This window comes from Bacillus sp. ISL-35 (genome assembly GCF_018613355.1).
Taxonomy (GTDB): domain Bacteria; phylum Bacillota; class Bacilli; order Bacillales; family Cytobacillaceae; genus Mesobacillus.
Genome location: NZ_JAGGQK010000004.1, coordinates 450,543 through 473,399, shown reverse-complemented (window position 1 = coordinate 473,399; position 22,857 = coordinate 450,543). Strand labels below are relative to the sequence as shown.

At 46.5% G+C, this 22,857-nt stretch carries 21 protein-coding genes and 1 other annotated feature; of the genes, 12 read left to right on the top strand and 9 right to left on the bottom strand.

Annotation, left to right across the window (positions count from 1 at the left end):
* Nucleotides 1–126 precede the first annotated feature (126 nt).
* The 8 genes from J7E38_RS08275 to J7E38_RS08240 all read left to right on the top strand — a co-directional run bounded on the left by J7E38_RS08275 (nucleotide 127) and on the right by J7E38_RS08240 (nucleotide 6,969).
* Entirely contained in the window at nucleotides 127–909 is a 783-nt protein-coding gene (locus J7E38_RS08275; protein WP_214706445.1) for an undecaprenyl-diphosphate phosphatase, read from the top strand.
* Between the two features lie 716 nt (nucleotides 910–1,625).
* Nucleotides 1,626–2,546 (top strand): substrate-binding domain-containing protein, encoded by a 921-nt coding sequence (locus tag J7E38_RS08270; RefSeq protein WP_214706443.1) that lies wholly within the window; start codon nucleotides 1,626–1,628, stop codon nucleotides 2,544–2,546.
* A gap of 3 nt (nucleotides 2,547–2,549) precedes the next feature.
* Nucleotides 2,550–3,419 carry an ABC transporter substrate-binding protein gene (locus J7E38_RS08265; protein ID WP_214706441.1) on the top strand — a complete coding sequence of 290 codons (870 nt, stop codon included), beginning with the start codon at nucleotides 2,550–2,552 and terminating at the stop codon, nucleotides 3,417–3,419.
* 40 nt (nucleotides 3,420–3,459) lie between these two features.
* Entirely contained in the window at nucleotides 3,460–4,158 is a 699-nt protein-coding gene (locus J7E38_RS08260; protein ID WP_144478436.1) for an ABC transporter permease, read from the top strand.
* The gene (locus J7E38_RS08255) at nucleotides 4,155–4,886 is read left to right on the top strand and encodes an ABC transporter ATP-binding protein (protein WP_214706439.1); all 732 of its coding nucleotides are present in this window, start codon (nucleotides 4,155–4,157) and stop codon (nucleotides 4,884–4,886) included. Before J7E38_RS08260 ends, J7E38_RS08255 begins: the two co-directional genes overlap by 4 nt.
* A 106-nt stretch (nucleotides 4,887–4,992) precedes the next feature.
* Nucleotides 4,993–6,342 (top strand): sensor histidine kinase, encoded by a 1,350-nt coding sequence (locus J7E38_RS08250; protein ID WP_214706436.1) that lies wholly within the window; start codon nucleotides 4,993–4,995, stop codon nucleotides 6,340–6,342.
* Between the two features lie 50 nt (nucleotides 6,343–6,392).
* Nucleotides 6,393–6,695: a hypothetical protein gene (locus J7E38_RS08245; RefSeq protein WP_214706434.1), complete on the top strand. Its 303-nt coding sequence runs from the start codon at nucleotides 6,393–6,395 to the stop codon at nucleotides 6,693–6,695.
* 118 nt (nucleotides 6,696–6,813) lie between these two features.
* Nucleotides 6,814–6,969, top strand: a complete 156-nt coding sequence (locus J7E38_RS08240) for a hypothetical protein (protein ID WP_214706432.1) — start codon at nucleotides 6,814–6,816, stop codon at nucleotides 6,967–6,969.
* A gap of 44 nt (nucleotides 6,970–7,013) precedes the next feature.
* Here the strand turns inward: J7E38_RS08240 and J7E38_RS08235 are convergent, their stop codons facing one another.
* Both J7E38_RS08235 and J7E38_RS08230 read right to left on the bottom strand, forming a co-directional pair.
* Nucleotides 7,014–7,205: a hypothetical protein gene (locus tag J7E38_RS08235; protein WP_214706430.1), complete on the bottom strand. Its 192-nt coding sequence runs from the start codon at nucleotides 7,203–7,205 to the stop codon at nucleotides 7,014–7,016.
* A gap of 85 nt (nucleotides 7,206–7,290) precedes the next feature.
* Entirely contained in the window at nucleotides 7,291–8,496 is a 1,206-nt protein-coding gene (locus J7E38_RS08230; protein ID WP_214706427.1) for a membrane-associated sensor domain-containing protein, read from the bottom strand.
* 191 nt (nucleotides 8,497–8,687) lie between these two features.
* Between J7E38_RS08230 and J7E38_RS08225 the strand changes: the two genes are divergently transcribed.
* Nucleotides 8,688–9,707: a YeiH family protein gene (locus J7E38_RS08225; RefSeq protein ID WP_214706426.1), complete on the top strand. Its 1,020-nt coding sequence runs from the start codon at nucleotides 8,688–8,690 to the stop codon at nucleotides 9,705–9,707.
* A 198-nt stretch (nucleotides 9,708–9,905) separates the two neighbouring features.
* Here the strand turns inward: J7E38_RS08225 and J7E38_RS08220 are convergent, their stop codons facing one another.
* Nucleotides 9,906–11,357, bottom strand: coding sequence for an FAD-binding oxidoreductase (locus J7E38_RS08220; protein WP_214706425.1), 1,452 nt, complete (start codon nucleotides 11,355–11,357; stop codon nucleotides 9,906–9,908).
* A complete protein-coding gene (locus J7E38_RS08215; protein ID WP_214706424.1) occupies nucleotides 11,335–12,363 on the bottom strand; it encodes a ThiF family adenylyltransferase in 1,029 nt (342 codons plus the stop codon). The genes J7E38_RS08220 and J7E38_RS08215 overlap by 23 nt, the downstream gene beginning before the upstream one ends.
* A 144-nt stretch (nucleotides 12,364–12,507) precedes the next feature.
* Between J7E38_RS08215 and J7E38_RS08210 the strand changes: the two genes are divergently transcribed.
* Nucleotides 12,508–14,349: an aldehyde ferredoxin oxidoreductase family protein gene (locus tag J7E38_RS08210; RefSeq protein WP_214706423.1), complete on the top strand. Its 1,842-nt coding sequence runs from the start codon at nucleotides 12,508–12,510 to the stop codon at nucleotides 14,347–14,349.
* Between the two features lie 342 nt (nucleotides 14,350–14,691).
* Here the strand turns inward: J7E38_RS08210 and J7E38_RS08205 are convergent, their stop codons facing one another.
* The 3 genes from J7E38_RS08205 to J7E38_RS08195 all read right to left on the bottom strand — a co-directional run bounded on the left by J7E38_RS08205 (nucleotide 14,692) and on the right by J7E38_RS08195 (nucleotide 16,217).
* The gene (locus J7E38_RS08205; RefSeq protein WP_214706421.1) at nucleotides 14,692–14,964 is read right to left on the bottom strand and encodes a MoaD-like domain-containing protein; all 273 of its coding nucleotides are present in this window, start codon (nucleotides 14,962–14,964) and stop codon (nucleotides 14,692–14,694) included.
* A 1-nt stretch (nucleotide 14,965) separates the two neighbouring features.
* Nucleotides 14,966–15,238 (bottom strand): ubiquitin-like small modifier protein 1, encoded by a 273-nt coding sequence (locus J7E38_RS08200; protein ID WP_214706419.1) that lies wholly within the window; start codon nucleotides 15,236–15,238, stop codon nucleotides 14,966–14,968.
* Between the two features lie 88 nt (nucleotides 15,239–15,326).
* Complete coding sequence (locus tag J7E38_RS08195) at nucleotides 15,327–16,217, bottom strand: selenium metabolism-associated LysR family transcriptional regulator (protein ID WP_214706417.1); 891 nt, start codon at nucleotides 16,215–16,217, stop codon at nucleotides 15,327–15,329.
* 339 nt (nucleotides 16,218–16,556) lie between these two features.
* Nucleotides 16,557–16,800: a binding site (T-box leader), on the top strand.
* 95 nt (nucleotides 16,801–16,895) lie between these two features.
* Between J7E38_RS08195 and brnQ the strand changes: the two genes are divergently transcribed.
* Nucleotides 16,896–18,227 carry a branched-chain amino acid transport system II carrier protein gene (gene brnQ / locus J7E38_RS08190; protein WP_214706415.1) on the top strand — a complete coding sequence of 444 codons (1,332 nt, stop codon included), beginning with the start codon at nucleotides 16,896–16,898 and terminating at the stop codon, nucleotides 18,225–18,227.
* 74 nt (nucleotides 18,228–18,301) lie between these two features.
* Here brnQ and J7E38_RS08185 read toward each other — a convergent pair whose 3' ends face one another.
* Nucleotides 18,302–18,847, bottom strand: coding sequence for a GNAT family N-acetyltransferase (locus tag J7E38_RS08185; protein ID WP_214706413.1), 546 nt, complete (start codon nucleotides 18,845–18,847; stop codon nucleotides 18,302–18,304).
* 218 nt (nucleotides 18,848–19,065) lie between these two features.
* Between J7E38_RS08185 and J7E38_RS08180 the strand changes: the two genes are divergently transcribed.
* On the top strand, nucleotides 19,066–19,698 hold the full coding sequence (locus tag J7E38_RS08180; RefSeq protein ID WP_215038307.1) for a DsbA family oxidoreductase: 633 nt from the start codon (nucleotides 19,066–19,068) through the stop codon (nucleotides 19,696–19,698).
* Between the two features lie 38 nt (nucleotides 19,699–19,736).
* Here the strand turns inward: J7E38_RS08180 and J7E38_RS08175 are convergent, their stop codons facing one another.
* Nucleotides 19,737–22,856, bottom strand: coding sequence for an MMPL family transporter (locus J7E38_RS08175; RefSeq protein WP_214706410.1), 3,120 nt, complete (start codon nucleotides 22,854–22,856; stop codon nucleotides 19,737–19,739).
* Nucleotide 22,857 lies beyond the last annotated feature (1 nt).

The window sequence follows — 22,857 nt, the reverse complement described above, 5'->3', positions numbered from 1 at the left end:
TCAGGCATATTGACACAGGTGGAGGGTGGTGGCATTTTGGCGGCGTCTTCAAATAGCTTGCATACCACCGGGACATGTCTCATAGCTTTGTAATGGACAAAGTCTTTGAAAAAGTGGGGATTCTTCATGCTATCAAAAATTGAAGCTTTTATTCTGGGTTTGATTCAGGGGCTGACCGAGTTCTTGCCAATCAGCTCGACCGGGCACCTTTATCTCGGTCGGAACCTTTTCGGGCTTGAGGAAGCTGGCCTTCTGCTCGACACGATGCTCCATGTTGGTACACTGTTGGCCGTATTTGTGTTTTACAGGTATGAATTCATCAAGATGTTGAAAAATCCGTTCGGGAAGCTGACTTTCCTGCTGGTTGTCGGTACGCTTCCCGCTGTCGTTGTCGGATTGCTGTTTGAGGATTATTTTGATGAAATATCCAAAACAGGCGTGACGATCGGCTGGGAATTCCTTATTACCGGAACATTGATGTGGTTTGCGGATTCGATTAAAAACGGGCGCAAAAAGATGGATGACATCAGCTATACAGATGCCCTTGTAATCGGGACCTTCCAGGCTGCTGCGATTTTCCCGGCCATTTCCCGTTCAGGGCTGACCATCGTCGCCGCACTCTGGCGAAAGCTGGACCGTGAGACAGCAGCTTACTTCTCTTTTCTGCTTTCCACGCCAGCCATTCTCGGGGCCATCGTCCTTCAGGGAAAAGACCTCTTCAGCGGCGGGAGCGAGACAATTTCACTTCAAGCTTTGCTAATCGGCATCATTTCAGCAGCGATTTTCGGTTATATCGCCGTAAAATGGATGATTGGCTATTTAAAAAAGCGCTCATTGAAACCTTTTGCGATTTATGTATGGGTAATCGGGCTAATTGTGCTGTATTTTCAGTATAGCGGGCAGTTCTGAAACTCTTTATAGCGCAAATCTTGATTATATAGCGACTTTTCATTTTTTATAGCGAGTTTTTCATTTATATAGCGAACTGGAAATTTAGCTCGATTTTTTCCAGTTTTTTCGCTCATAAGAAAAAATGCACACCATTCACAGGATGGTGTGCATTTTTCTATGTCAGGCATTTGCACAGAGTAGTGTGCATTTATCAGCAGCCACCGTCGCCGCCCATGAGGACTAGTCCTTCACGGTATTCGTCATATTCCAGCGCCATGCCTTCTGTATAGTCGACGATATTGGATTCAATCGCGACCTGGATTTCATTGATTACTGTTACATGATCATCTTCTTCCGGCTCCTCCAGAGCCAGACCAATCTGCGGGCCTCCTCAGCCAAAGCCTCCGAAGTAGACGCGGATACCTTCTGCTTTGCGCTCTGCGAGGATTTCTTTTAAAATGTCGCGCGCTTTATCTGAAATCTGCATTCTCCCGTTTTCCTTTCTGCATCAAATATTCTAGAGTTTAGTTTACCATGTATTGAATCAGAAATACACAATACTGCCCGGAGTATTTTGTGAAGGTTTTATTTGGAAAAATAATTCCTTAATTGTGAACAAAATATGATATATCCCTGACGAAACCAAACAAAAATAAACAAAACCTAACAATAACTCTACCATTCTATAAAATATTTTATTATATTTAGATTAATAAGAAAAGGAGGAAACCCGATTGCAAATTTATACTCCGGACGAAATCGCCTCCATGCTGAAAATATCCAAACATACCGTTTATGAAATGATCAAGCGCGGAGACCTTGCTGCTTTCAAAGTGGGCAATAAAATGCGCATTGAAGAAAGCGAGTTTGAAAGATACAAAGCTAACATGTCCGCAACCCCTGCCAGGGCTCAGGAATCAAAGGGGAATCCCCTGCATTCTTTGCAGCTGGCTGGCAGCCATGATTTCCTGGTCGAACAGCTTGTAAAGTACATAGCCTCTGAAGGAACGGGACTCTCGATCACTCCCTCCTACATCGGCAGTCTCGAAGGTTTGATGATGCTGTATCGCGGCAGTGCGGATATCGCGGCAGTCCATCTGCTCGACCCGACATCGCAGCAATACAATCTTCCCTTTATCCGCCAGCTGTTTGTCCATGAGCCGATTACCGTCATGAGGCTTGCTTCAAGGGAACAGGGCATGATTGTCGCGAAGGGCAATCCAAAAGACATTACCGGAGTCAAGGATCTGGCAAGGACTGACGTCACGATTGTCAATCGCCAAAAAGGAGCCGGCACCCGTTTCCTGCTCGATTCCTTCCTCGCCAATGAAAAAATTGAGCCGACAAATGTGAAGGGGTACGACAACGAAGAGTGGACCCACCTTGGAGCGGCAGCCTATATCAGCAGGGGTACAGCAGATGCAGCCTTAGGAATCAGGTGCGCAGCAAGCCAGCTTGGTCTCGATTTTATCCCGCTTACAAAGGAACAGTTTGACTTAGTGTTCCGCTGGACTCCTGGAAACAGAGAAGCCCTGCAGCACTTGATTGACCTGATTCAGCTCACCAATTTCAAAGATAGCATCGCAGACCTTGATGGCTATGATGCTGAAGAATTCGGAACCATCATTTATGCAAATCACTCAACGGAGGAATAAGGAATGAAATTCAAACATGTAATTTCACTATTGCTTGTACTTATGTTCGCTTTTGTAACAGGTTGTTCTGACTCATCGACAAAGGAAGCTGAAAATCAGCCAGAGACCAAAACGGAAAAAACAGAAAAAACGGATTTGATCCTCGCGACAACTACCAGCACCCAGGATAGCGGACTGCTTGATGTCCTGAAGCCTGATTTTGAAGAAAAAAACAATTATAATCTGAAGATCATTGCCGTTGGTACCGGTCAGGCACTAGAAATGGGAACACGAGGTGAAGCGGATGTCCTTCTTGTGCACGCACCTGCAGCGGAAGAAGAGATCGTAAAAAGCGGCGATGCCATCAACCGCCAGAAGGTCATGTACAATGACTTCATCATTGTTGGGCCAGCTGAAGACCCAGCAAAAGTAAAAGGCCTAACAGTTCCTGAAACTTTGAAAAAAATCATCGATTCAAAAGCAGCATTCGTATCTCGCGGTGATGATTCCGGCACTCATAAAAAAGAGCTTGAGCTGTGGAAGAAATCCTCACTTGACCCGAAAAGCCTTGGTGATGCATACATAGAAGCTGGACAAGGGATGGGCGCAACGCTGCAGATTGCTTCAGAGAAACAGGCTTATACTTTGACAGACCGTGCTACATACCTGGCTCAGAAAAAGAACATGCCTGACACGGAAATTTTGGTTGAAGGTGACGAAAGCCTGCTGAATATTTATCACGTTATGCAAGTGAACGACGAAAAACATGATAAAGTAAATGCAGAGGGTGCGAAAGCATTTGTCGATTATATGACTTCAGAAGATACAAAGAAGATGATCAAGGAATTTGGCACCGATGAATACGGGGAGCCCCTATTTTTCCTATTTGAATAGATTTTTACTAGACAAAATTTGAAAGAAAGTCTGATTGCGCATGGAACTTTTACTAGAAGGATTGAAAAAAGCGATAGAAATGATCCTGTCAGGGGACAGGGAAATCCTCGAGATTACCCTGCTGACGCTGAGGGTTTCGATTACAGCTGTGCTGATCAGCACGATGATCGGTATTCCGGCAGGTATGTTCCTTGGGCTTGCCCGGTTTCCGGGAAGGAAGCTGCTCCTTGCCATCATCAATATCGGCATGGGCCTCCCTCCTGTCGTTGCCGGCCTATGGATCACTCTTTTCCTGTGGCGCTCAGGTCCGCTTGGCGACCTGGCCTGGCTGTATACGCCCACGGCAATAATCATGGCACAGATTCTCGTTTCACTGCCGATTGTCACTGCGCTGACGAGCACGGCATTCCAGCAGATCAACCCTAAACTGATCCTTCAGGTCAAAGCTCTTGGAGCGACGAAGTTCCAGCTATATTGGATTTTGATGAAAGAAGTAAAGCTTGCGATTCTTGCAGCCATCATCGCAGGCTTCGGACGAGTCATTGCCGAGGTCGGCGCCGCGATGATGGTCGGCGGCAATCTCAGCGGCGAAACGCGGATCCTTACCACTTCGATCGTCATGGAAGTATCGAAAGGTAATTTCGATATCGCCCTTGCACTTTCATTCATCTTAATGACATTGGCGTTCATCATCACATTTAGCCTGACTTATTTACAGCAAAGGAAGCGGAGCCTATGACCCCACTGATTACTGTAAAAAATTTAGAAGTGAGAGCAGGAAAGAAAAACCTGCTTTCCATCCCCCATTTTGAGATACAAGACGGGGAAATCCTTGGGATCATGGGTCCGAATGGTGCTGGAAAAAGTACTTTTATCAAGGCTTTATCCTTGCTGGAAAAACCAGCTCAGGGCTCGATTTTTTTCAAAGATCAGGATATCTCTGATGATCTGTCACTTAAGATGCGAAGAAAATTCGCTGTCGCGATGCAGCAGCCGCTGCTTCTTGATACAACCGTTTTTCAGAATGTTGCGATTGGCTTGAAGCTAAGGAATCTTCCCCGCCAGGAAGTAAAACAAAAGGTTGGCTACTGGCTCGAAAAATTCCAGATTAGCCATCTTGCCAAAAAACACGCAGCATACTTGTCCGGCGGCGAGGCTCAGCGTGTCAACCTTGCCCGGTCAATGGTGCTCGAGCCGGAAGTCCTGTTCCTCGATGAACCCTTCTCTGCACTTGACTTCCCCACGAAGGTGCAGCTATTGAAGGATATTAAGTCGATCATAGGGCAGACGAAAACGACAACAGTTTTTGTCAGTCACGATCTCATGGAACTGAAATTCCTTGCTGGAACGCTTGCAATTCTCATGGATGGCGAGCTGAAACAGACTGGTCCCACAGAGGAAGTGTTGTCATCCCCCAACGCATCTGCTTCCACTTTTATAAATGATTGGAAAAGCCTTCTCGATTAGTTGCTTAAAAGCATGGCTGCAAGATGCCATGCCTTTTTTCATTTAGTGGAATGAGATTCCCTTTATAGTATGATGAATGTAAAGATATCCTTTGGAGTGAGCAAATATGGATCGCATTTCACTTAAAATAGGCATTGTATTTTTTTTAACAATATCGATGGTTGAGGGCTTCCTGTTTTACTACCTTCACTCGTCAATCATCCATTCAAGGATTGATGAAGAACTGGATTCCCTGCTGACACGCGGGAATAACCATCGAGATATTCTGGAAACCTCCTATACTGCTGAAACGATCCACCATATTACGACGATGGAATCCAGGACGGAAACTCATGTTGTCATCACCGACCAGAGTGGTGAAGTTGTTGCTTCCTCCATTCCTGTTGACCAATACATACAAAATATTATTACGGCGGCTCCAATGAACATTCGGCGTTCCGGCTTGATCCTGGAGGATGACTGGCAGGACAAGAAATACATTGCTTCGGTCAGCCCTTTAGCGGAAAAAGGAAATGTCTATATGTTCAAGAACACGCAGCGTGTCCAGGGGCTGATCGCCAAGCTTAACAAGCATTTCTGGCTTGCAGGAATCCTGCTGCTTTCTTCAATGGTGATCATCACACTTTTCCTTTCCAGATTCATTACAAAGCCAGTGATCAAAATGAATGAGGCGACCTTGAAAATCCGCCAGGGCGACTATTCTGTCGCTTTGCCCCATCTTGGGAAAGATGAGCTGGGGGAACTGGGGGAATCGATCAAAGTGCTGGCAGATGACCTCAACCATATCAAGCAGCAGCGCAGTGAGTTTCTCGCAAGCATTTCGCATGAACTCCGGACACCGCTGACATATATAAAAGGCTATGCAGACATTGCTGGAAGGGCATCAACAAGTCCAGAGGACAAAAGCAAATACCTGCAAATTATCAATGAAGAAGCAGCCAGGCTGTCCGGTCTCGTCAAGAGTTTATTTGATCTAGCCAAAATGGATGAGAATACTTTTTCCATCCAAAAAGAGACTGTGGAACTTTGCGGATTTTTGCATAGCATCCAGATGAAGATGCTTCCCTCTTTTAACGAGAAAAATATCAAGCTTAATTTAACCTGTGACGGGGAAAGCTATATCGAGGCTGACCCAGTCCGTTTTGAGCAGATCATCATCAACCTGCTGGATAATGCCCGGAAGTATTCTGATGCAGGCACAACAGCCTCAATTCATGCGTTTAAAAAGAGCGGCCGTACACATCTCACGATTGAAGATGAAGGAAAAGGCATCCCGAAAGAGGATCAGGCATGGGTTTTCGACCGCTTTTATCGCGTCGACAAGTCGCGATCGTCCTCCCTGGGCGGCTCCGGCCTCGGACTTGCGATCGTAAAAGAGCTTGTGGAGGCGCATGGCGGCAAAATCAAACTCAAAAGCGAGCCTGGCAAAGGGACAATTTTTGAAATTATTCTTTGATTGGTTTTAAAGTCCTTAAATATGGAATACATAATAGAGGGGTGATGTCATTGAAACGAGTTCATTCGTTGGCGGAAATTGTTGAAGCTGTAAAAGAAGATCAAAATGCGAAGAAAATTTTGCTCAGCCAGCATGAGACCTCCCGTTCTGCAGTCACACTTGGCGACGAGGACACAGAGTCCGGTACAAGGCTGCGGGTTAAGGCCGTGCTGGATGATTCCTTGTACTATTCCGAGGAATTCACCGATGACACGCTTTATGAGGAAGCAAATGAGCTGATCCAGCAATTGAAGGAGACGGCTCAAGTAACAAATGTGAGCGAAAAAGAAATTGAACAAGTGATCAAAGAGTAAACAGAAGGGGGCAGCTGCCAGCCAGCTGCTCCTTTTTTATGCATCCTAAGAAAACAGTACATATTGCTCCATGCTTTCCGGGAAAACTAACCTGAACTAAATACTAGGAGGGCTTATAATGACCAAAAAGAACAATAAGGGCAGCAAAAATCAAAATTCACCGAAGCTTGGCAACCAGATGGCTGAGTTTTCTGGTGAGCTGACGAGCGGGGATAACAGCAAGGGCAACAAACGCAACAAAGACCAGAGCGATAAAACGGACCGCCATCAATAAAAGTATTCCTTACAGGGCAAAAAGCCGGCAATCATCTGCCGGCTTTAGTCCATTTCCGTAAGTATGGCTGACTGGTTATTCAGGTTTGCGGGATCAACTCCATCGCTTTTGTTTTCGTCGTAAAAAGCATCCTGGAGTTTCATGTTCGCTTCCGCAGTTTTCAATTGCTCTCCCAAATCACCCTGGTTCGCAGGCTGTGCGTTTGCATCGATGTTCACAAATTTATCCTTTTTCATGATGAATCCCTCCTGCAGTTAGTATCAACGACCATGATTATTTTACCCGCATTGATGCCGACAGGAACTTGAAATATATGGAACATCACAAAGCATTCGTCTTTGTACTTCTTGAACAACGGTCCAGCCGGGAATACTGGACGATTCCCATCACCGCACCGGCGACCTCGACTACTTCCCCATGCATCATGACCGGCATAAGTGAAATGGCATATGTGTTTCCGCCAATATCGATGTCAAAGACAATCTTCTCGTTATTTTTCCAGACACATTCATAATACTTCTCCACTCTTCCCGCCTTTTCGGGCAAAAACTCCCTCAACGTCTTGCCGTTGATTTCATTCGGAGTGAAGCCAAGATCTTCAAGCAATCCACCGCCGACAATCTTATGGATAAAGTCATTTCCCTGCTTCGTCAGCCTGAAGATAATTCCGTAATGACTCTGGATCATCTCTTCAGTCTGAGACCAAACTTTTTCCCGGGGACCTTTAAAAAAGCTGTCATCGGCAATTGTCGAGAAGTAGAAGCCTCTCATGATGAAAAAGTAGCCAATTGCCTTGTATAAATGTCCGGTGAAATTATCGATATCATATACGCTCTGATAGATGGTAAAAACGAGCTCCGAAAGGAATAAAAACGTAAATGCGAGGGCCACATACAGATGCTGGCCCTCCTTCCCTTCATAATAAAAATAAAGCGAAATCACGATGGAAATAAAGTGCAGGAAACTGACACCATATTCAATGACATTTTTTAAAAGTGTCGTTCCTTCCCCTTCAATGACGAGCAGCGGCAGACTTTGCTCATACCTGAAAACCACATACATAATGGCACCGAGAAAAAAAGTGCAGAATGCCAGGCAGATTCGTCTTGGGTCCTGCTTCAGCTGGCGTTCAGGCAGGATGAGGACAAGGACCATCAACAATGACTCGGCCAGCCTGGCAATAACCCAGAATGATGTCGCCTTTGCGATCGAGCTTTCAGTAATAAAAAACGGCATCCCTTTGAACGTAAGCGTGTGCAATAAATCAAGCACACCGACAATGAAAAACAAAAATGACAGCATCAGGATTTTTCTTGACTTAGTGAAGCCAGATAATTTCCAGCCATATGAAAGTATCGAAAAGGAAACGGCAATGCTGAAAAATTCCAAAATGGTATGGATGGCAATATAGTTTTCAGGATTCAAGTAGGGTGAAAGATCGGAGTGATAAAGATGAATCAGCATGAACAACATGACTGCAGCAATGGTATAGATTAGGAATCTTCCCTCCGACATGCTTTTCTCCATTTTTTGCTCACCTGCTTTTGGAGGTCGTATAGTTACTTTCATTATAATCACCATCATGGCCCAAGGCTTAGCCCACATATATCCGTTTTGTGAATATTGACAATTTGGGTTTGGATACATATATGGGTTTTGCTATTTTTCTTTAATTCGATAAAGTGGTAGATAGATTGATTCAGAGGAAGTGTAATAATATGAAAATGAATGAACTTTTGCCTCGTTATAGCATGCCGGTGTTCAAAGGGATTGCTTTAACGTTGGTCCTGGCACTGGCTGCGCGCCTGATCGCAGGCCTGCCATTCTTCGCGATCATGGGCCAGCTTGTCATCGCCATCATGCTCGGAATGGTGTGGCGTGCTGCCGTTGGAGTGGATAATGGTTTGTTGGAGGGTGCCTCCTATTCCAGCAAAAAGCTGCTTCGGCTCGGAATCATTTTGCTGGGTTTCAGGCTGAATCTTAATGATATTTACAATGCAGGGGGAACTGTCTTTTTCATCGCCTTCGCGAATCTGACGTTTGCCTTGCTGGTGGTTTATGGACTGAGCAGGCTTTTCAAGGTGGAGAAGAGACTCGGCATCCTGACTGCCTGTGGCACAGCGATATGTGGTGCTGCCGCCGTTGTCGCCATCGCACCGGTCATCAAGGCGAATGAAAAGGAAACAGCCGTCGGCGCAGCCAATGTTGCGGTGCTAGGAACGATTTTCACGATTCTTTATACGCTTATTTTCTCTTATCTTGGGTTGGATGCACTGGACTACGGTGTGTTCGCCGGAGGTACTTTGCATGAGATCGCCCACGTCGTCGCCGCTGCCGACCCGGCTGGAAAGGCTGCGCTTGATCTTGCCATCATCGTAAAATTAACGAGAGTAGCACTGCTTGTCCCAGTTGCGATTTTAATCGGCATCCTGCTTCAACGCAGGGAAACCGGAGCAACAGGGCAGAAAATGACGCTCGCCTCCCTTCCGATTCCCTGGTTCATCCTCGGTTTCCTCGCTGTCAGCGCCTTCAATACAACAGGGCTGGTCAGCGAAGGCGCCGCTTCGGCAATCGTCAGCTTCGCCTACCTGCTCATCGGCATGGCCATGGCCGGACTAGGACTGAATGTCGATTTCAAGTCTTTCCGCCAAATGGGCGGAAAGGCATTGACAGCTGGACTTGCCGGGTCAGTGCTGCTTTCGGTGTTTGGGTATTTGCTTGTGAGACTGTTTTATTAAGAGTAGCTTCTATTTTTTGGAAAATGTAGAGATTATGGGGTAAATCGTAGAGATTAATCAACTTTTCGTAGAGATTATCGAATAAATCGTAGAGATGATTTCTTTTACCGTAGAGATTATTGGGCAAGTCGTAGAGATTGCCTCGTAAAATAGCAATTTTCACTTAAAAAAAGCGGCACAATGGCCGCTTTTTTTTCATTAGTCTATAAAAATCTTCCCCGGATTCAAAATCCCATTCGGATCCAGGCTTTTTTTAATAGTTTTCATCACTTCATAGGCTGCCCCGTGCTCGAGGCGCTGGTATTTGGCTTTTCCCAGTCCTACTCCGTGCTCGCCGGTGCAGGTACCGCCGCGTTTTAGTGCATAATGGACAATTTCTTCATTGATCCGTTCAGCTTCGTTTACTTCTTCAGGATTTTCTTTATCCAGCAGCAGCAAAACATGATAGTTGCCGTCGCCGACATGGCCGACAATCGAACCTTCAATCCTCGAAGCATCGATTAATTCGCGGGTGTGGAGAATCGCTCCGGTCAATTCGGAGATCGGGACACTGACATCTGTCAGCATGATGCTTTTGTTGCCGGCGGTGTGTTTGTAGGCGTAAAGCAGGTTATGCCTCGCTTCCCACAGCTGGTTGCGCGCTTTGGAATCGGCCTCGAATTGAAAGCTTGTACAGCCGTGGTCCTTCAATATTTCCGTGGCGAATTCAACATCCTGAGCCAGCCCTGCTTCGTTGCCGTGAAATTCCATGAATAGCGTCGTGTCTTCTTCATATTGAGTTTCCATATATTCATTCACTTTTTTAACAGATTCTCCATCGACAAATTCAATCCGGGCAACGGGGATGCCGCCTGCCAAAATGCCGACTACGGCATCGACGGCTTTTTTTACAGAAGGAAAAACCGCCCGTGCTGCGGTAATCGCTTCCGGGATTCCGTACACTTTCAACGTGAGTTCTGTGATGACGCCAAGCGTTCCTTCCGAGCCGACAAACATGCCGTTCAGGTGGATTCCTGAAGAAGACTTCGCTGACAGGCCGCCGGTATGGATGATTTCACCGTTTGCGAGAACGACTTCCAGATCTCTGACCTGGTCCCGCATGATTCCGTACCTGACAGAAGTCGTACCGCTCGCATTCGTTGCTGCCATCCCGCCGAGTGTCGCATCTGCACCGGGATCGACTGTGAAGAACAAACCGTATTTCTTCAGTTCTTTATTCAACACAGACCTGGTCACGCCAGGCTGGACTTTAACCAGGAAGTCGTTTTCCTTCACTTCGAGGATCGCATTCATATGAGATAGGTCGAGAGAGATTCCTCCATTCACTGGAATGACATGGCCTTCAAGACTGGTGCCCAACCCGAATGGCACGACCGGAATCCTTCTTTCGTCCGCAAATTTAAGGATCTTGCTGACATCTTCTTTATTGCGCGGAAATACAACGACATCAGGCAGGCGCGGTTCGTGATACGACTCATCGCGGCCATGAAGTTCCAGAATCGTCTCATTCACACTTACAAGTTCTTCTCCGATCACTTTTTTCAGCTCATCAATATAGCCTTCCAAGTCCCTCTCCCCTTTATCGTAAAATTCATCTTGCTGCCATCCTATGTAGTTTTCAATCCCATTAGGACCCCATGTATCTGGCATAATAGGTTTTCGCTTTTACCAAATCATTCGTGCCGTGGACAAGCACCCTTCCATCCTGGAAGATGACCATGGTGATTTCGTCATCAGGCATGAAACGTAACAGGAACGGGTTGCCTTTTACTTCGCCATTATTTTTCAAACGTCCTGCCAGCTTTTCAAGGTCCAGTTTTGCCTTCTGTCGCGGATTGATCTGGATTGTGTTGCGCCCGCAAAGCGATGCATAGTTAATCTGCTGCTCTGATGAGCGATCGAGAAATTCATATTGATGATGGACACATGCCGGGCATTCCGGATTGCGCCCCTGGCTGACGTCCATTTGCAAAAACGAGTTATACCAGATATCCATCTGTTCAAGATTGGGATTCGACTCCGCACTGACAAGCAGCTTCAGCGCTTCGACCGCTTCGAACGAACCGATGATGTCTGTGATCGGTGAAAGCACACCGATGCTGTCGCAAGTATCTCCAAGTCCTGCAGGGACGGAAGGAAACAGGCATCGATAGCACGGTGTCTCCCCCGGTTTGATGACAGCGAACATGCCCCGCGAACTGACAGCCCCGCCATACACCCACGGAATGCCATGTTTTACAGCAACATCATTTATAAGATATCGGGCCATGAAATTATCGGTCCCATCGACGATCACATCAAAACCAGCAAGCAGGTCCTCCGCATTATCCAGCGTCAGGTCGGCAATGATTGGCTCCAATTTCACCTCGGAATTGATTTTTTTCAGTTTTTTTTCAGCAGCTATCACCTTTGGCAGGTTTTCGCGTGTATCTTCTTCATCATAGAGAGTCTGGCGCTGGAGATTGGACAGCTCGACAAGGTCACGGTCAATGAAGCGGACATGCCCCACGCCCGAACGGACCAGATGATTCGAGATCACTGTGCCGAGCGCCCCCATGCCGACAATGACTGCAGAACTGTTCAGCAGCTTTTTCTGTCCTTCAGTTCCGATTGGCTGGAATAAAATTTGTCTTGAATAACGCTTCATTTCTGTCATGGACATCCCCTCACTTCTATTTAGATTATATCTTTAAATAAAGCTTTTTTTTATAGAAAATTTTCACTATACTAAATATTAAGAGGGAATGTCTCCTCTTAGGAGTTTTTTACTATAAAAAGCGAAAGAGGTGGATTAGTTAAGATGAATCTTGGGGGATTTAAAAACAAAGAAGTCGTAGTTGACCTGACAAATGGCACGGTCGATTACCGGGGCATCAATGAAGATGATGTCAGGAAGTATATCGGCGGCCGCGGACTTGGAGTCAAGTATGTACTGGACAACGGACCAGAAGTTGAGCCTCTGTCAGAAGAAAACATCCTATGTATCATGACTGGACCGGTAACAGGTTCCCGTTCTTCAATGAGCGGACGTCTTGCTGTTGTAACGAAGTCGCCGCTGACTGGCACAGTTACCGACTCTCATATGGGTGGATGGACTGCCGCTCGCCTGAAGTGGTCCGGCATCGACAACGTGATTTTCAAAGGCAAGAGCGACAAGCCTGTTTACCTCTATATCGAGGACGGTAAAGCAGAAATCCGTGACGCTTCTCAATTGTGGGGATTGGGCACGCGCGCGACTGTACAGGCTATGAAAGACGCTCATGGCGAAGAAAACCTAAGCGTCATGACAATCGGCCAGGCTGGCGAGAACGGCGTGCGTTTTGCCGGTTTCATGAACGAGCATGACCGTGCGGCTGGACGCGGTGGTACTGGTGCGGTTGCAGGCTACAAAAAGCTTAAGGCAATCGTCATCAAAGCAGCACAAAAAGGCAACATGCCTGAACCTGCTCAGAAAGATGATTACAACCAGGCTAACAAGAAAGCGGTTAAAGCGATTCTTGAAGGCGGTTTGACAGCTCCTAACAAGGGCGGACTATCCGTATACGGAACAAACGTCCTTACCAACTTGATCAATGAAGTGGGAGCGCTTCCAACACGCAACTCTCAATTGACACACTGGGATGAAGCTGAAAAGCACTCTGGCGAGTATGTAAACGAGCATCTGCTTGTTGCGAACAATACATGCCACGCTTGCCCAGTCGGCTGTAAGATTGAGGTTGAGGTCAAGGAAGGCAAATATAAGACTCGCGTTGAGAGCTTTGAGTTTGAATCTGCATGGGCACTTGGTGCGAACAGCGGATTGAGCGACTCTGAGGCGATTGCATACTTAATCGACATCTGTAACGAATATGGAATGGATACAATCGAGCTTGGCCACGCCATCTCTGTCACAATGGAAGCCTATGAAAAAGGCATCGTTGACGAGAAGCTTGACTGGGGCGATGCTGACGGCATGATCGAAGTCGCCCGCAAAATCGCATTCCGTGAAGGCTTCGGCGGCATCCTTGCTGAAGGTCCTGCACGCGCGACTGCTGCATGGGGCGTTCCTGAACTGTCTATGTCAGTTAAAGGCCAGTCCATCCCAGCTTACGATCCACGCGGAATCCAGGGTATCGGCCTTGGCTATGCGACAAGTAACCGTGGTGCATGCCACCTTCGCGGATACACAATCGCATCTGAAATAGCCGGCATTCCTGAGCCAACAGACCGTACAGTAGCAGAAGGAAAAGCTGAGCTTCTGAATGTATTCCAGAACCTGCTTTCATTCTCTGACTCTATGAATATCTGTAAATTCTCTTCTTTCTCTGAAAATGCAGAGCACTATGCTGAGCAATACAGCACCATGACAGGCATCCCAATGACAGCGGATGACGTCATGCTTGCAGGGGAAAGAATCTACAACCTAGAGCGTTACTACAATAACCTAGCTGGCTTCAACAAGCGCGAGGATGACTTCCTGCCAAAACGCTTCACTGAAGAAGGAGCTTCTGGCAACAGTGAAGGACTTGTTTCCCGCATGGATATCATGCTGGAAGACTATTATAATGTCCGCGGCTGGAAAGATGGCGTTGTAACCGAAGAAAAACTTCGCGAACTCGGCATTATCGGCGAGGAAACAGCTCCAGCTACAGAAGAAGTTTAATAGGTTGAGGAAAACCAGGTGATTTTCCGCCTGGTTTTTTTCGTGGAAAAATCGACTTGGTTGATATATTGTGAAATGTGGTCGATATATTTATTAATTCGCTGATATAATTCAAAATGTGGTCGATATATCTTAAAATGTGGTCGATAAATCTAAAAATTCGCCAATAAAATCAAATTGTGGTCGATACCTTCGAGAATGGCCACCTCTGAGGTGTAATTATTTGAGTGAAAAGCACTCATTGAGCGATACCAAGCAGCAGCAACATCGATTTTCGCCTAGAAATAACCCGCCTCCGGCAAAAAATAAAGGCCCCGGCAAAAAAAGTTGCCGAAACCTCTGCTACCCGCCCACCCGGGTTGTTTTATAACGGTAATTTTTAATCAATTGTTCAAGCTCATCCTGGCTTTCCGCCTCAAAGCGGATATGTACGGCATTGACGATGAAGGTTTTCGTAAAAGCAAGCTCATCCTCGCTCAGAATTTCCGCTATCCAGCTGTCTGCTTCATACACGAATGGGAAGGAGTCCGTCATGAGTCTGCCGCCCAGCTCTTCAAAATACATGCCAAGATGATCCCGGTTGATTCCGCGGAATTCTAGTATTCTATCTACCATATCAGCCACCAGCTACCGGAGGGAACAGTGCGAACTGGTCGCTGTCTTTCACAACCGTTTCTAGCTCCTGGTCGTGGACGATATTGCGTCCATTGATGTAAACATGGACAAATGGCTTTAATGTCTTTTCTTCAGTAAAAATTTCCTCATGCAAATCCGGAAACATTTCGCACATCTTGTCCAGTACATCCATTACCCGGTCACCGTCGGGAAGAACCTCGACTGTCACGCCTCCGCATATTTCCCTAAGATTAGCAAATACCTTTACCTGCATCGCAAACGCCCCTTTCTCTTACTTTAATAATAATGTGAAAATTATAAATTGTCATCAGCACTTTCTTTTAAAAAGGGAATCGTTTGCCTCACAAACTGGTATTCATGACTGCGTCGGTGAACTGCTTAATCAGCGGGCGATTTTCGGCATCCGAATGGGCCACAAGGTAAAACTCCCTTTCGTACGGGGCAAAGCTGTCAATAATGGCTATACGTCCTGCTTTCACTGCAGGCATTGCCGCCAGCCTGGAAACGAAGCTGATGCCTAGTTCAGCTTCCACGGCTGCGATCACGGATTCCGTGCTTCCGATCGAGACAGCAACGTCTAGATCATCAAGCGACAGACCTTTTTCCACTAGGTAATGCTCCATCATTTTCCGTGTTCCTGACCCTTCTTCACGGAGGACGAAATCATATTGCTGAATTTGGGAAAAATCCGGTGCTTCGGCAAGCGTTAATGGATGCCCCACTGGTGTGACCAATACCAATGAATCGGAGGCAATCGGCTTGCTCGTCACCAGGCGTGAGTCGACTTTCATCCCAATGATGCCTGCGTCAATCTGATGATTCTGCAATTGATCAAGCACTTTCTTCGAATCGCCAATATCGATCTTTACATCCACCTTCGGAAACAGGCTTCTGAATTTTTTGATCCAGCCTGGAAGCAGATATGTGCCCGGTATCGTGCTCGCACCAATGGTAAGAGTCCCTGTCAACGTACCGTGAAATTCTCCGAGCTCATCCTCGAGTGTTTTCCACCTGCTCTTAATGTCCTTTGCAGCACTGTATACCAGCATTCCTGCAGACGTTGGCCTGATTCCAGCCGCCCCCCTGTCGAGCAGTTCGAAACCAAGTTCATCTTCAAGACTTTTGATTTTCAGGCTAACCGATGGCTGGGAACTTTTAAGCGCAGCTGCGGCCTCTGAAAAACTGTTCTTTTCCACAACCATAATGAACGCATCAAGCTTTTTAAAATTCATGGCATTTCTCCATTTTTAGACTTATAACCCCATTTTAATATGGATTGTACTGTTATAGACACTATATTTTATTTCATAGACATTTCGGAACGTGATGAGCTATAAAATGTCTATTAAACACCACTTCTTGGACATTTCAGAATGGGTTGAGCTTCAAAATGTCTATTAAACAACACTTCTTGGACAATTCGCAGCGTGACGGGCATCAAAATGTATTAAACATGTCTTCCCTTGGACATTCAATGATAAAATTAATAATGAAAAACTTTCCTTGTATAATAGTATTGACATATTATTATCTGAATATTATTATAGTTCATGTAAATATATTTCAAAATAATAAAATCGATGACGAGAACACGTCCTTTATGGAACTGATCTACAGAGAGCCGGTGATCTGCTGCAAGCCGGTGTTCAGGTTATAGAGGGGCATCATCTCTGAGATGCGAAGCTGAACCTTATTGGCAGTAAGCTTTGCCGGATTGTCCGCCGTTAAAGGGAACACGTATGATGGTACGTTGATGAGGGCCGCATTTTTTTGTGCGGAATCAGGGTGGTAACGCGAGGATAACTCGTCCCTAGTTTTAGGGGCGGGTTTTTATTTTTCAACATATAACATTCCGTTCCAAAATTCCTATACTCTCAGTGCCAGGACATTATATTAGGAGGAGAAAAAGGATGGGAAGTTTAAAGGGTAAAGAAACACTCACAATCGGTTTGATGTTATTTGCATTATTTTTTGGGGCTGGGAATCTGATTTTCCCGCCATTTTTAGGGCAGGAAGCAGGAGCGAACTTCTGGCCGGCCATGCTTGGTTTTGTCGTAACCGGGGTTGGGCTGCCGCTATTGACGGTCGTTGTCATTTCAATGGCTAAGGGTGGCGTCAAAGAAATCGGTTCAAGGGTCCATCCTGTTTTTGCAGTTGTTTTCAGCGCTGCTGTATATTTGTCAATTGGGCCATTTTTCGGGATTCCGCGAAGCGCCAATGTTGCTTTTGAAATGTCCGTCAAGCCATTCCTGGCAGAGGGCGGACCGCATACAGCTGTACTCTTGCTTTTCACAGTTGCGTTTTTTGCACTTGTTTACTGGGTGACATTGAATCCATCAAAAATGGTTGAGCGGATTGGCAGCATTTTAACGCCTGTTTTGCTTGCTGCCATCGTTCTGCTGGTACTCGGAAGCTTTTTCAAACTGGATGGGTCATTTGGAGCTGTTTCTGAAAAATATACGGCTGCACCCTTTGCCACTGGTTTCCTTGAGGGGTACCTGACAATGGATACCATCGCTGCACTGGCATTCGGCATCATCGTCGTTGGAGCTATCCAGCAGAAAAAGGCGCTTGAGCGCAGGCAGATTGTTAGGGAAACATTGAAAGCCGGCATCATTGCTGGAATCGGCTTGGCTTTTGTCTATGTAACAGTTGGCCTGATGGGAGCAAAAATGGCTTCAGTCGGTCAGTTCGAAAATGGCGGTGAAATTTTAACATCAGCTGCGGAGTTTATTTTTGGCGTACCAGGTATGCTGCTTTTAGGGTTGATTGTCACCCTTGCTTGCTTCACGACTGCTGTTGGTCTTGTAGCGGCAACCAGCCAATTTTTTAACAAAATGATGCCGCAGGTTCCATACAAGGTCTTCACATCTGCGGTAACATTGGTCAGCTTGTTAATCGCAAACCTTGGCCTGAACCAAATCATTTCAATTTCAGTACCTGTTTTGATCGTTCTATATCCAATCACGATCGTTCTCGTTATCCTCTCCTTCCTGGACCGCTTTTTCAAAGGCGCGCGCGGGGTCTATGTCGGAGCTGTTTTTGCCGCCGGAATGGTCAGCGTTATAGACGGACTGAAGACATTTGGCGTTGAATCAGATGCAATGCTGTCCCTTCTTAACTCACTTCCGTTATATGGAGAAGGACTTGGCTGGCTCCTGCCTGCTTTAATCGGCGGACTGGCTGGATGGGTATTCGACAAGCTTGTCTCTTCAAAAGGATTGAACCCGGCATCTGAATAACCTGATGACTGGGTAATAAAAATTGCTATAAGATGTAAAAAAAGCTGTACAGAACTAAATCTGTACAGCTTTTTTTACATCTTATTTTCGACTTCCCATTCCGAACGGAGAATTCCCATTATGATTCGGTCACAAAGCTTTCCGTCTCGCTGCACTGCCTGCCTCATCCTGCCTTCGACCTTAAAGCCGGCTTTTTCGTAGGCACGGATTCCCCGTTCATTGTATTCAATGACATCGAGGCCAACCCTGTTCAAATTCAGTTCATGGAAGGCGTATCGAAGGATCAGCTGCAAGGCCTCGGATCCATATCCTTTCCCACGGTCATTGGCATGGCCGATGCCCATCGCAAGCGTTCCTGCTCTGTTATTCCATTCGATGCTGTGAATGACGATAAATCCGATCAGTCTGTCATCCTCAATTGTCCTTAAGCGGAAGTAAAAGCTGTTCGAGCCAGGATTCCCCTCATCTTCAAAATGCTCTGCCGGCCGAGGTACGGCAATATCCGTGTCCACATTTCTCAGGTACTCCGGATCTTCATCCCAGGAAGCGATGATGTCAATATCCCCTTCCCTTTTTGCTGTTAGCTTTAAAGTTTTTCCGCGAAAAAGATTTGTTGTCATTTTTTAGTCTCCCATTCTATTATAAAAAATTCACCTCTTTATATGAAGAAACCAATCTATATGTACGCAATATTCTATCCCCTTTGAGTTATGATATTTCCATTATATGGTTCAATCTCGATTTCAGCAATGAAAATCCTCCTAAAAGTTTAGCCAGTTTGTATAAAGGTATAATCCAAACGAACCCTAATACTGTTAAGAATATGGAGGAGGCTGCTATGACACTGAAGATCAAGATTTATTCAGACTATGTTTGACCGTTCTGTTTTTTGGCGGAGTTTCCGCTGAAGGAAGCCATTGATGGAAAGGATGTCGAGCTGGAATGGATGCCTTTTGAATTACGGCCCTATCCGAACAAGACGTTAAAGCCTGAGGAACATTACTTGCAAAGCACATGGAAGCAATCTGTTTACCCGATGGCTGAGCGGATGGGAGTGGAGATTGTCCTTCCGGATGTGTCTCCCCAGCCATACACACACCTTGCATTTGAGGGGTACCAGTATGCGAAGGAGCAAGGGAAAGGAAACGAGTATAACGACCATATGCTGAAGGCTTTTTTCCAGAGAGGGCTTGATATTGGGGACGTCGAGATTTTAACAATGCTGGCTGGTGAAGTTGGTCTCGATCAAGATGAATATCGTCACGCGCTCGAAAGCCGTAAGTATAAAGAAGCTCATCGACAAGCTCTGAATCATGCTTATAATGAGGTGGACATCACCGCTGTTCCGACTTTCATCGTTGGAGACAGAGTCGTTCCGGGAATGAGGTCGAAAGAAGCCCTTGAGCAAATCATTCTTTCAGAGATGGATAACCCAGAGGAAGGAATGTCCTGTGGAGTGGATGGATGTTAATTGCAAAAAGAGGCAGCCTATTGGCTGCCTCTTTTCATTTATGCTCTTTTAAAAGGCCACCAGTTTGCTTCGCCAAAGTTCTTCACCAGAACCGGGATGAACAGCGGCAGCATGATGAACGCGTACAAGAATAATCCTGCAAGGAGGATTGATGCGATTTGCAGTAACGACATCATTCCGGAAGGCATCATCGCGGCGAAGGTTCCGCCAAGGATGACAGCTGCTGAGATGATGACCGTTCCCATCTTTTTCATCGAAAGCAGCATCGCTTCTGAGATGGACAGATCCTTATATTCGTTGAAACGGTCCATCAGGAAGATACTGTAGTCGACACCAAGGGCAACCAGGATGACAAAGGCGAAAAACGGTACCGCCCAGCTGATGCCTGAGTATCCGAGGATATCGACATAGATGACTTCATTGATCGCCATTGACGTATAATACGTTAAAATCAATGATCCGATAATGTAAATCGGCATGATGATGGAGCGGAACAAGAATACAAGGATGATGCCGATGCCAAGCAGCATTAAAATCACTGTGCGAGTATAATCCTGGCCAGACATCGTATCGAGGTCAGCATTCGTGCTCGTGATCCCGCCAACGGCTACATCGGCATTTTCAAGCTTCGTCCCCTTCGTTGCACGCTCAACAGCTTCCTTAAGTTCAGGAATCTGTGCCATCGCTTTGTTGGAATATGGATTTGCTTCAAAAATGACATCCATCGTCATGACTTTTCGGTCTTTTGAGAAATAGACATCAAATACCTGTGCGAAGTCTTCACTTTCAAGGACATCCTCAGGCAGGTAAAACCCGTTGGAATCTGAGGTGGCCAGGCCGTTCAGGTAATCCTGCGCGGAACCAAGACCTTCAGAAACCTGATTCAGCCCATCCGTGCTCTGGCTGAGTCCGTTTGTCAGCTCATCCAACTGGGTACCCAATCCGCCAAAGCCAGCCAAAAGCTGCTGCTGGCCCGCATTGATTCCAGTCAAACCATTTGTCAGCTTAGGGAAATTATCGACGATTTTGCCCTGTCCGTCAGCAAGCTGATTTAATCCTGCCTGCTGCTGCTCGATTCCGTCGATGAGCTGTTGGAGCCCGGGACCAAATCCAGCCTGCTTGGCAAGTGCCCCGGCAAAGGCTTCGTTAGCTTGGGACATGCCGCCGGTTAGCTGCGGCATTACCTCATTAAGTTTATCCAGACCTGCTGAAGCTTTTGCAAGTTCCGTCTGCATGTAAGCGAGCTGACCTTTTATTTTCTGATAGTTTTGGTCTTCTTTTAACGTTTCATCTCTATTTTCTAAATAGCCAAAGAGCTGGCCGTTTGTCTGAGAGATTCCACCAGAGAGTTTGGCAATACCATCACCAGCTTGCTTATATCCCGCTTCAAGCTCTGCCAAGCCACCCTGCATTTCTACATATTTGCCCTGCAGCTCCTTATACCCAGCCAGCAACGCCTCGGCTCCCGCCTTTGCTTCCGCCAACCCTGCCTGTATCTCATCTGATCCCGCAGAACCCTTGCGAATGCCGTCCTCGATTTTCGAGAGGTTAGTCTGGACTTCTCCAAGGCCTGACTTAATGGCGGTTGTTCCATTAATCAACTCATTGATACCGTCAGAGGCGCCTTCGAGTTCCGGAGCTGACTTTGACAGTTCTGTTTCTGCTTCATGCAGGCCTTCACTGATTTTATCGAGGCCTTCCTTTCCTTCTCCAAGTCCCGAACCGAGTGTTTCGGCCTGTTTGGAGACGAAGAAGTCTTCAATTGGCTCTCCTGTTGGTCTTGTGACCGAACGAACTGTGTCGACCATGTCGACCTTTTTCAGCTCGGTGCTGATTTTTTCAGCGAGTTCAATGTATTCGGCTGAGTCCATTCTTTCGTCATTTTTCAATATGATCTGGGTCGGCATCGATTCGCCTGGCCCGAAGCTGCCAGCGATTGCATTGAATGCCTTAATTGAGTTTACGTCACCGCTGATTTCATCCAATGAATTGTAGCTTAACTCTCCATCGTAAGCCACGAGGAAAGGTACGCAAACTGCTGCGACAATCAGCAGGCTCAGAAATGGGCGAGCCAGTGAAAATCGTCCGACTGATCCCCATAGCTTGCTTTCACCATGCTCTGCGCTCTGTTTTGACGGCCAGAAAATCTTTTGCCCCAATAACGCCATGAAAAACGGGACTATAGTGAATAATCCGAGCAAAAGCATGGCGACACCAATCGCTACCGCGGCTGCGGACTGATATAAAATGAATTGTGAGAAGCCAATGGCGGCAAAGCCGATCATAACTGCTATCCCACTGAAAAATACGGTGCGCCCAGCATTTTTGTAGGTTGCGACAATCGCCGCAGGGACACTTTCATGATGCGTGAGCTCTTCCTTAAAACGGCTGAGCAGTAAAATACAGTAGTCCGTCCCAATTCCAAACAATACGGCAACAAGGAAAATTTGCGTATAGTTTGAGAGCGGAAAATCGAATTGGTCAACGAGCATCGATACAATCGACTGTGAAACCAGGTATGCCATACCAACTGTCAGTAATGGAATGACCGGAGCGATAACGGACCTGAAGACGAGGAGAAGCACGACAAGAATAAAAACAACGGTGATTCCCTCAGTCTTTTTCAATCCTTCTTCCGAACTGGTCATCAGATCCTCGTTGATCAGCCACTGGCTCGTATAATAGTGGTCGACGTCAACATCCTCTATTGTGCCATAAAGCAGCTTCCTTACTTCAGCCGGTTCGCGGTCGTTCCAGCTGACCGTTACCGAGGACAGGATTGACTTTCCATCTTCAGAGACAAGCTGTTCTTTCAGGCTTTCTTCATTGAAGTGTGTCAGGATATTGGTGATCCCAATTTTGTCACGATTTTTCTCAAGCTCGCGGATGGCTTTTTCCGCTTCCTTGATTTCTGCCTGTGTCAACTTTTTCTCGCTGTGGAAGACGAGTGCGACCTGTGTTTCATCGCCTCCGCCTTCCTGCTCCCTGACCTCCTCCATGATTTTGCCAGCCAGCGTCGAGGAGTATTCATCAGGCACGGTGATCTGCCCTTTTTCCCTGACAAGTTCCGCCATATTCGGTGCAGCCATGAACATCCCTGCAGCCACCAGAATCCATGCAATAATGACCAACCATTTCTGCTTAATAATGAAGTTCACG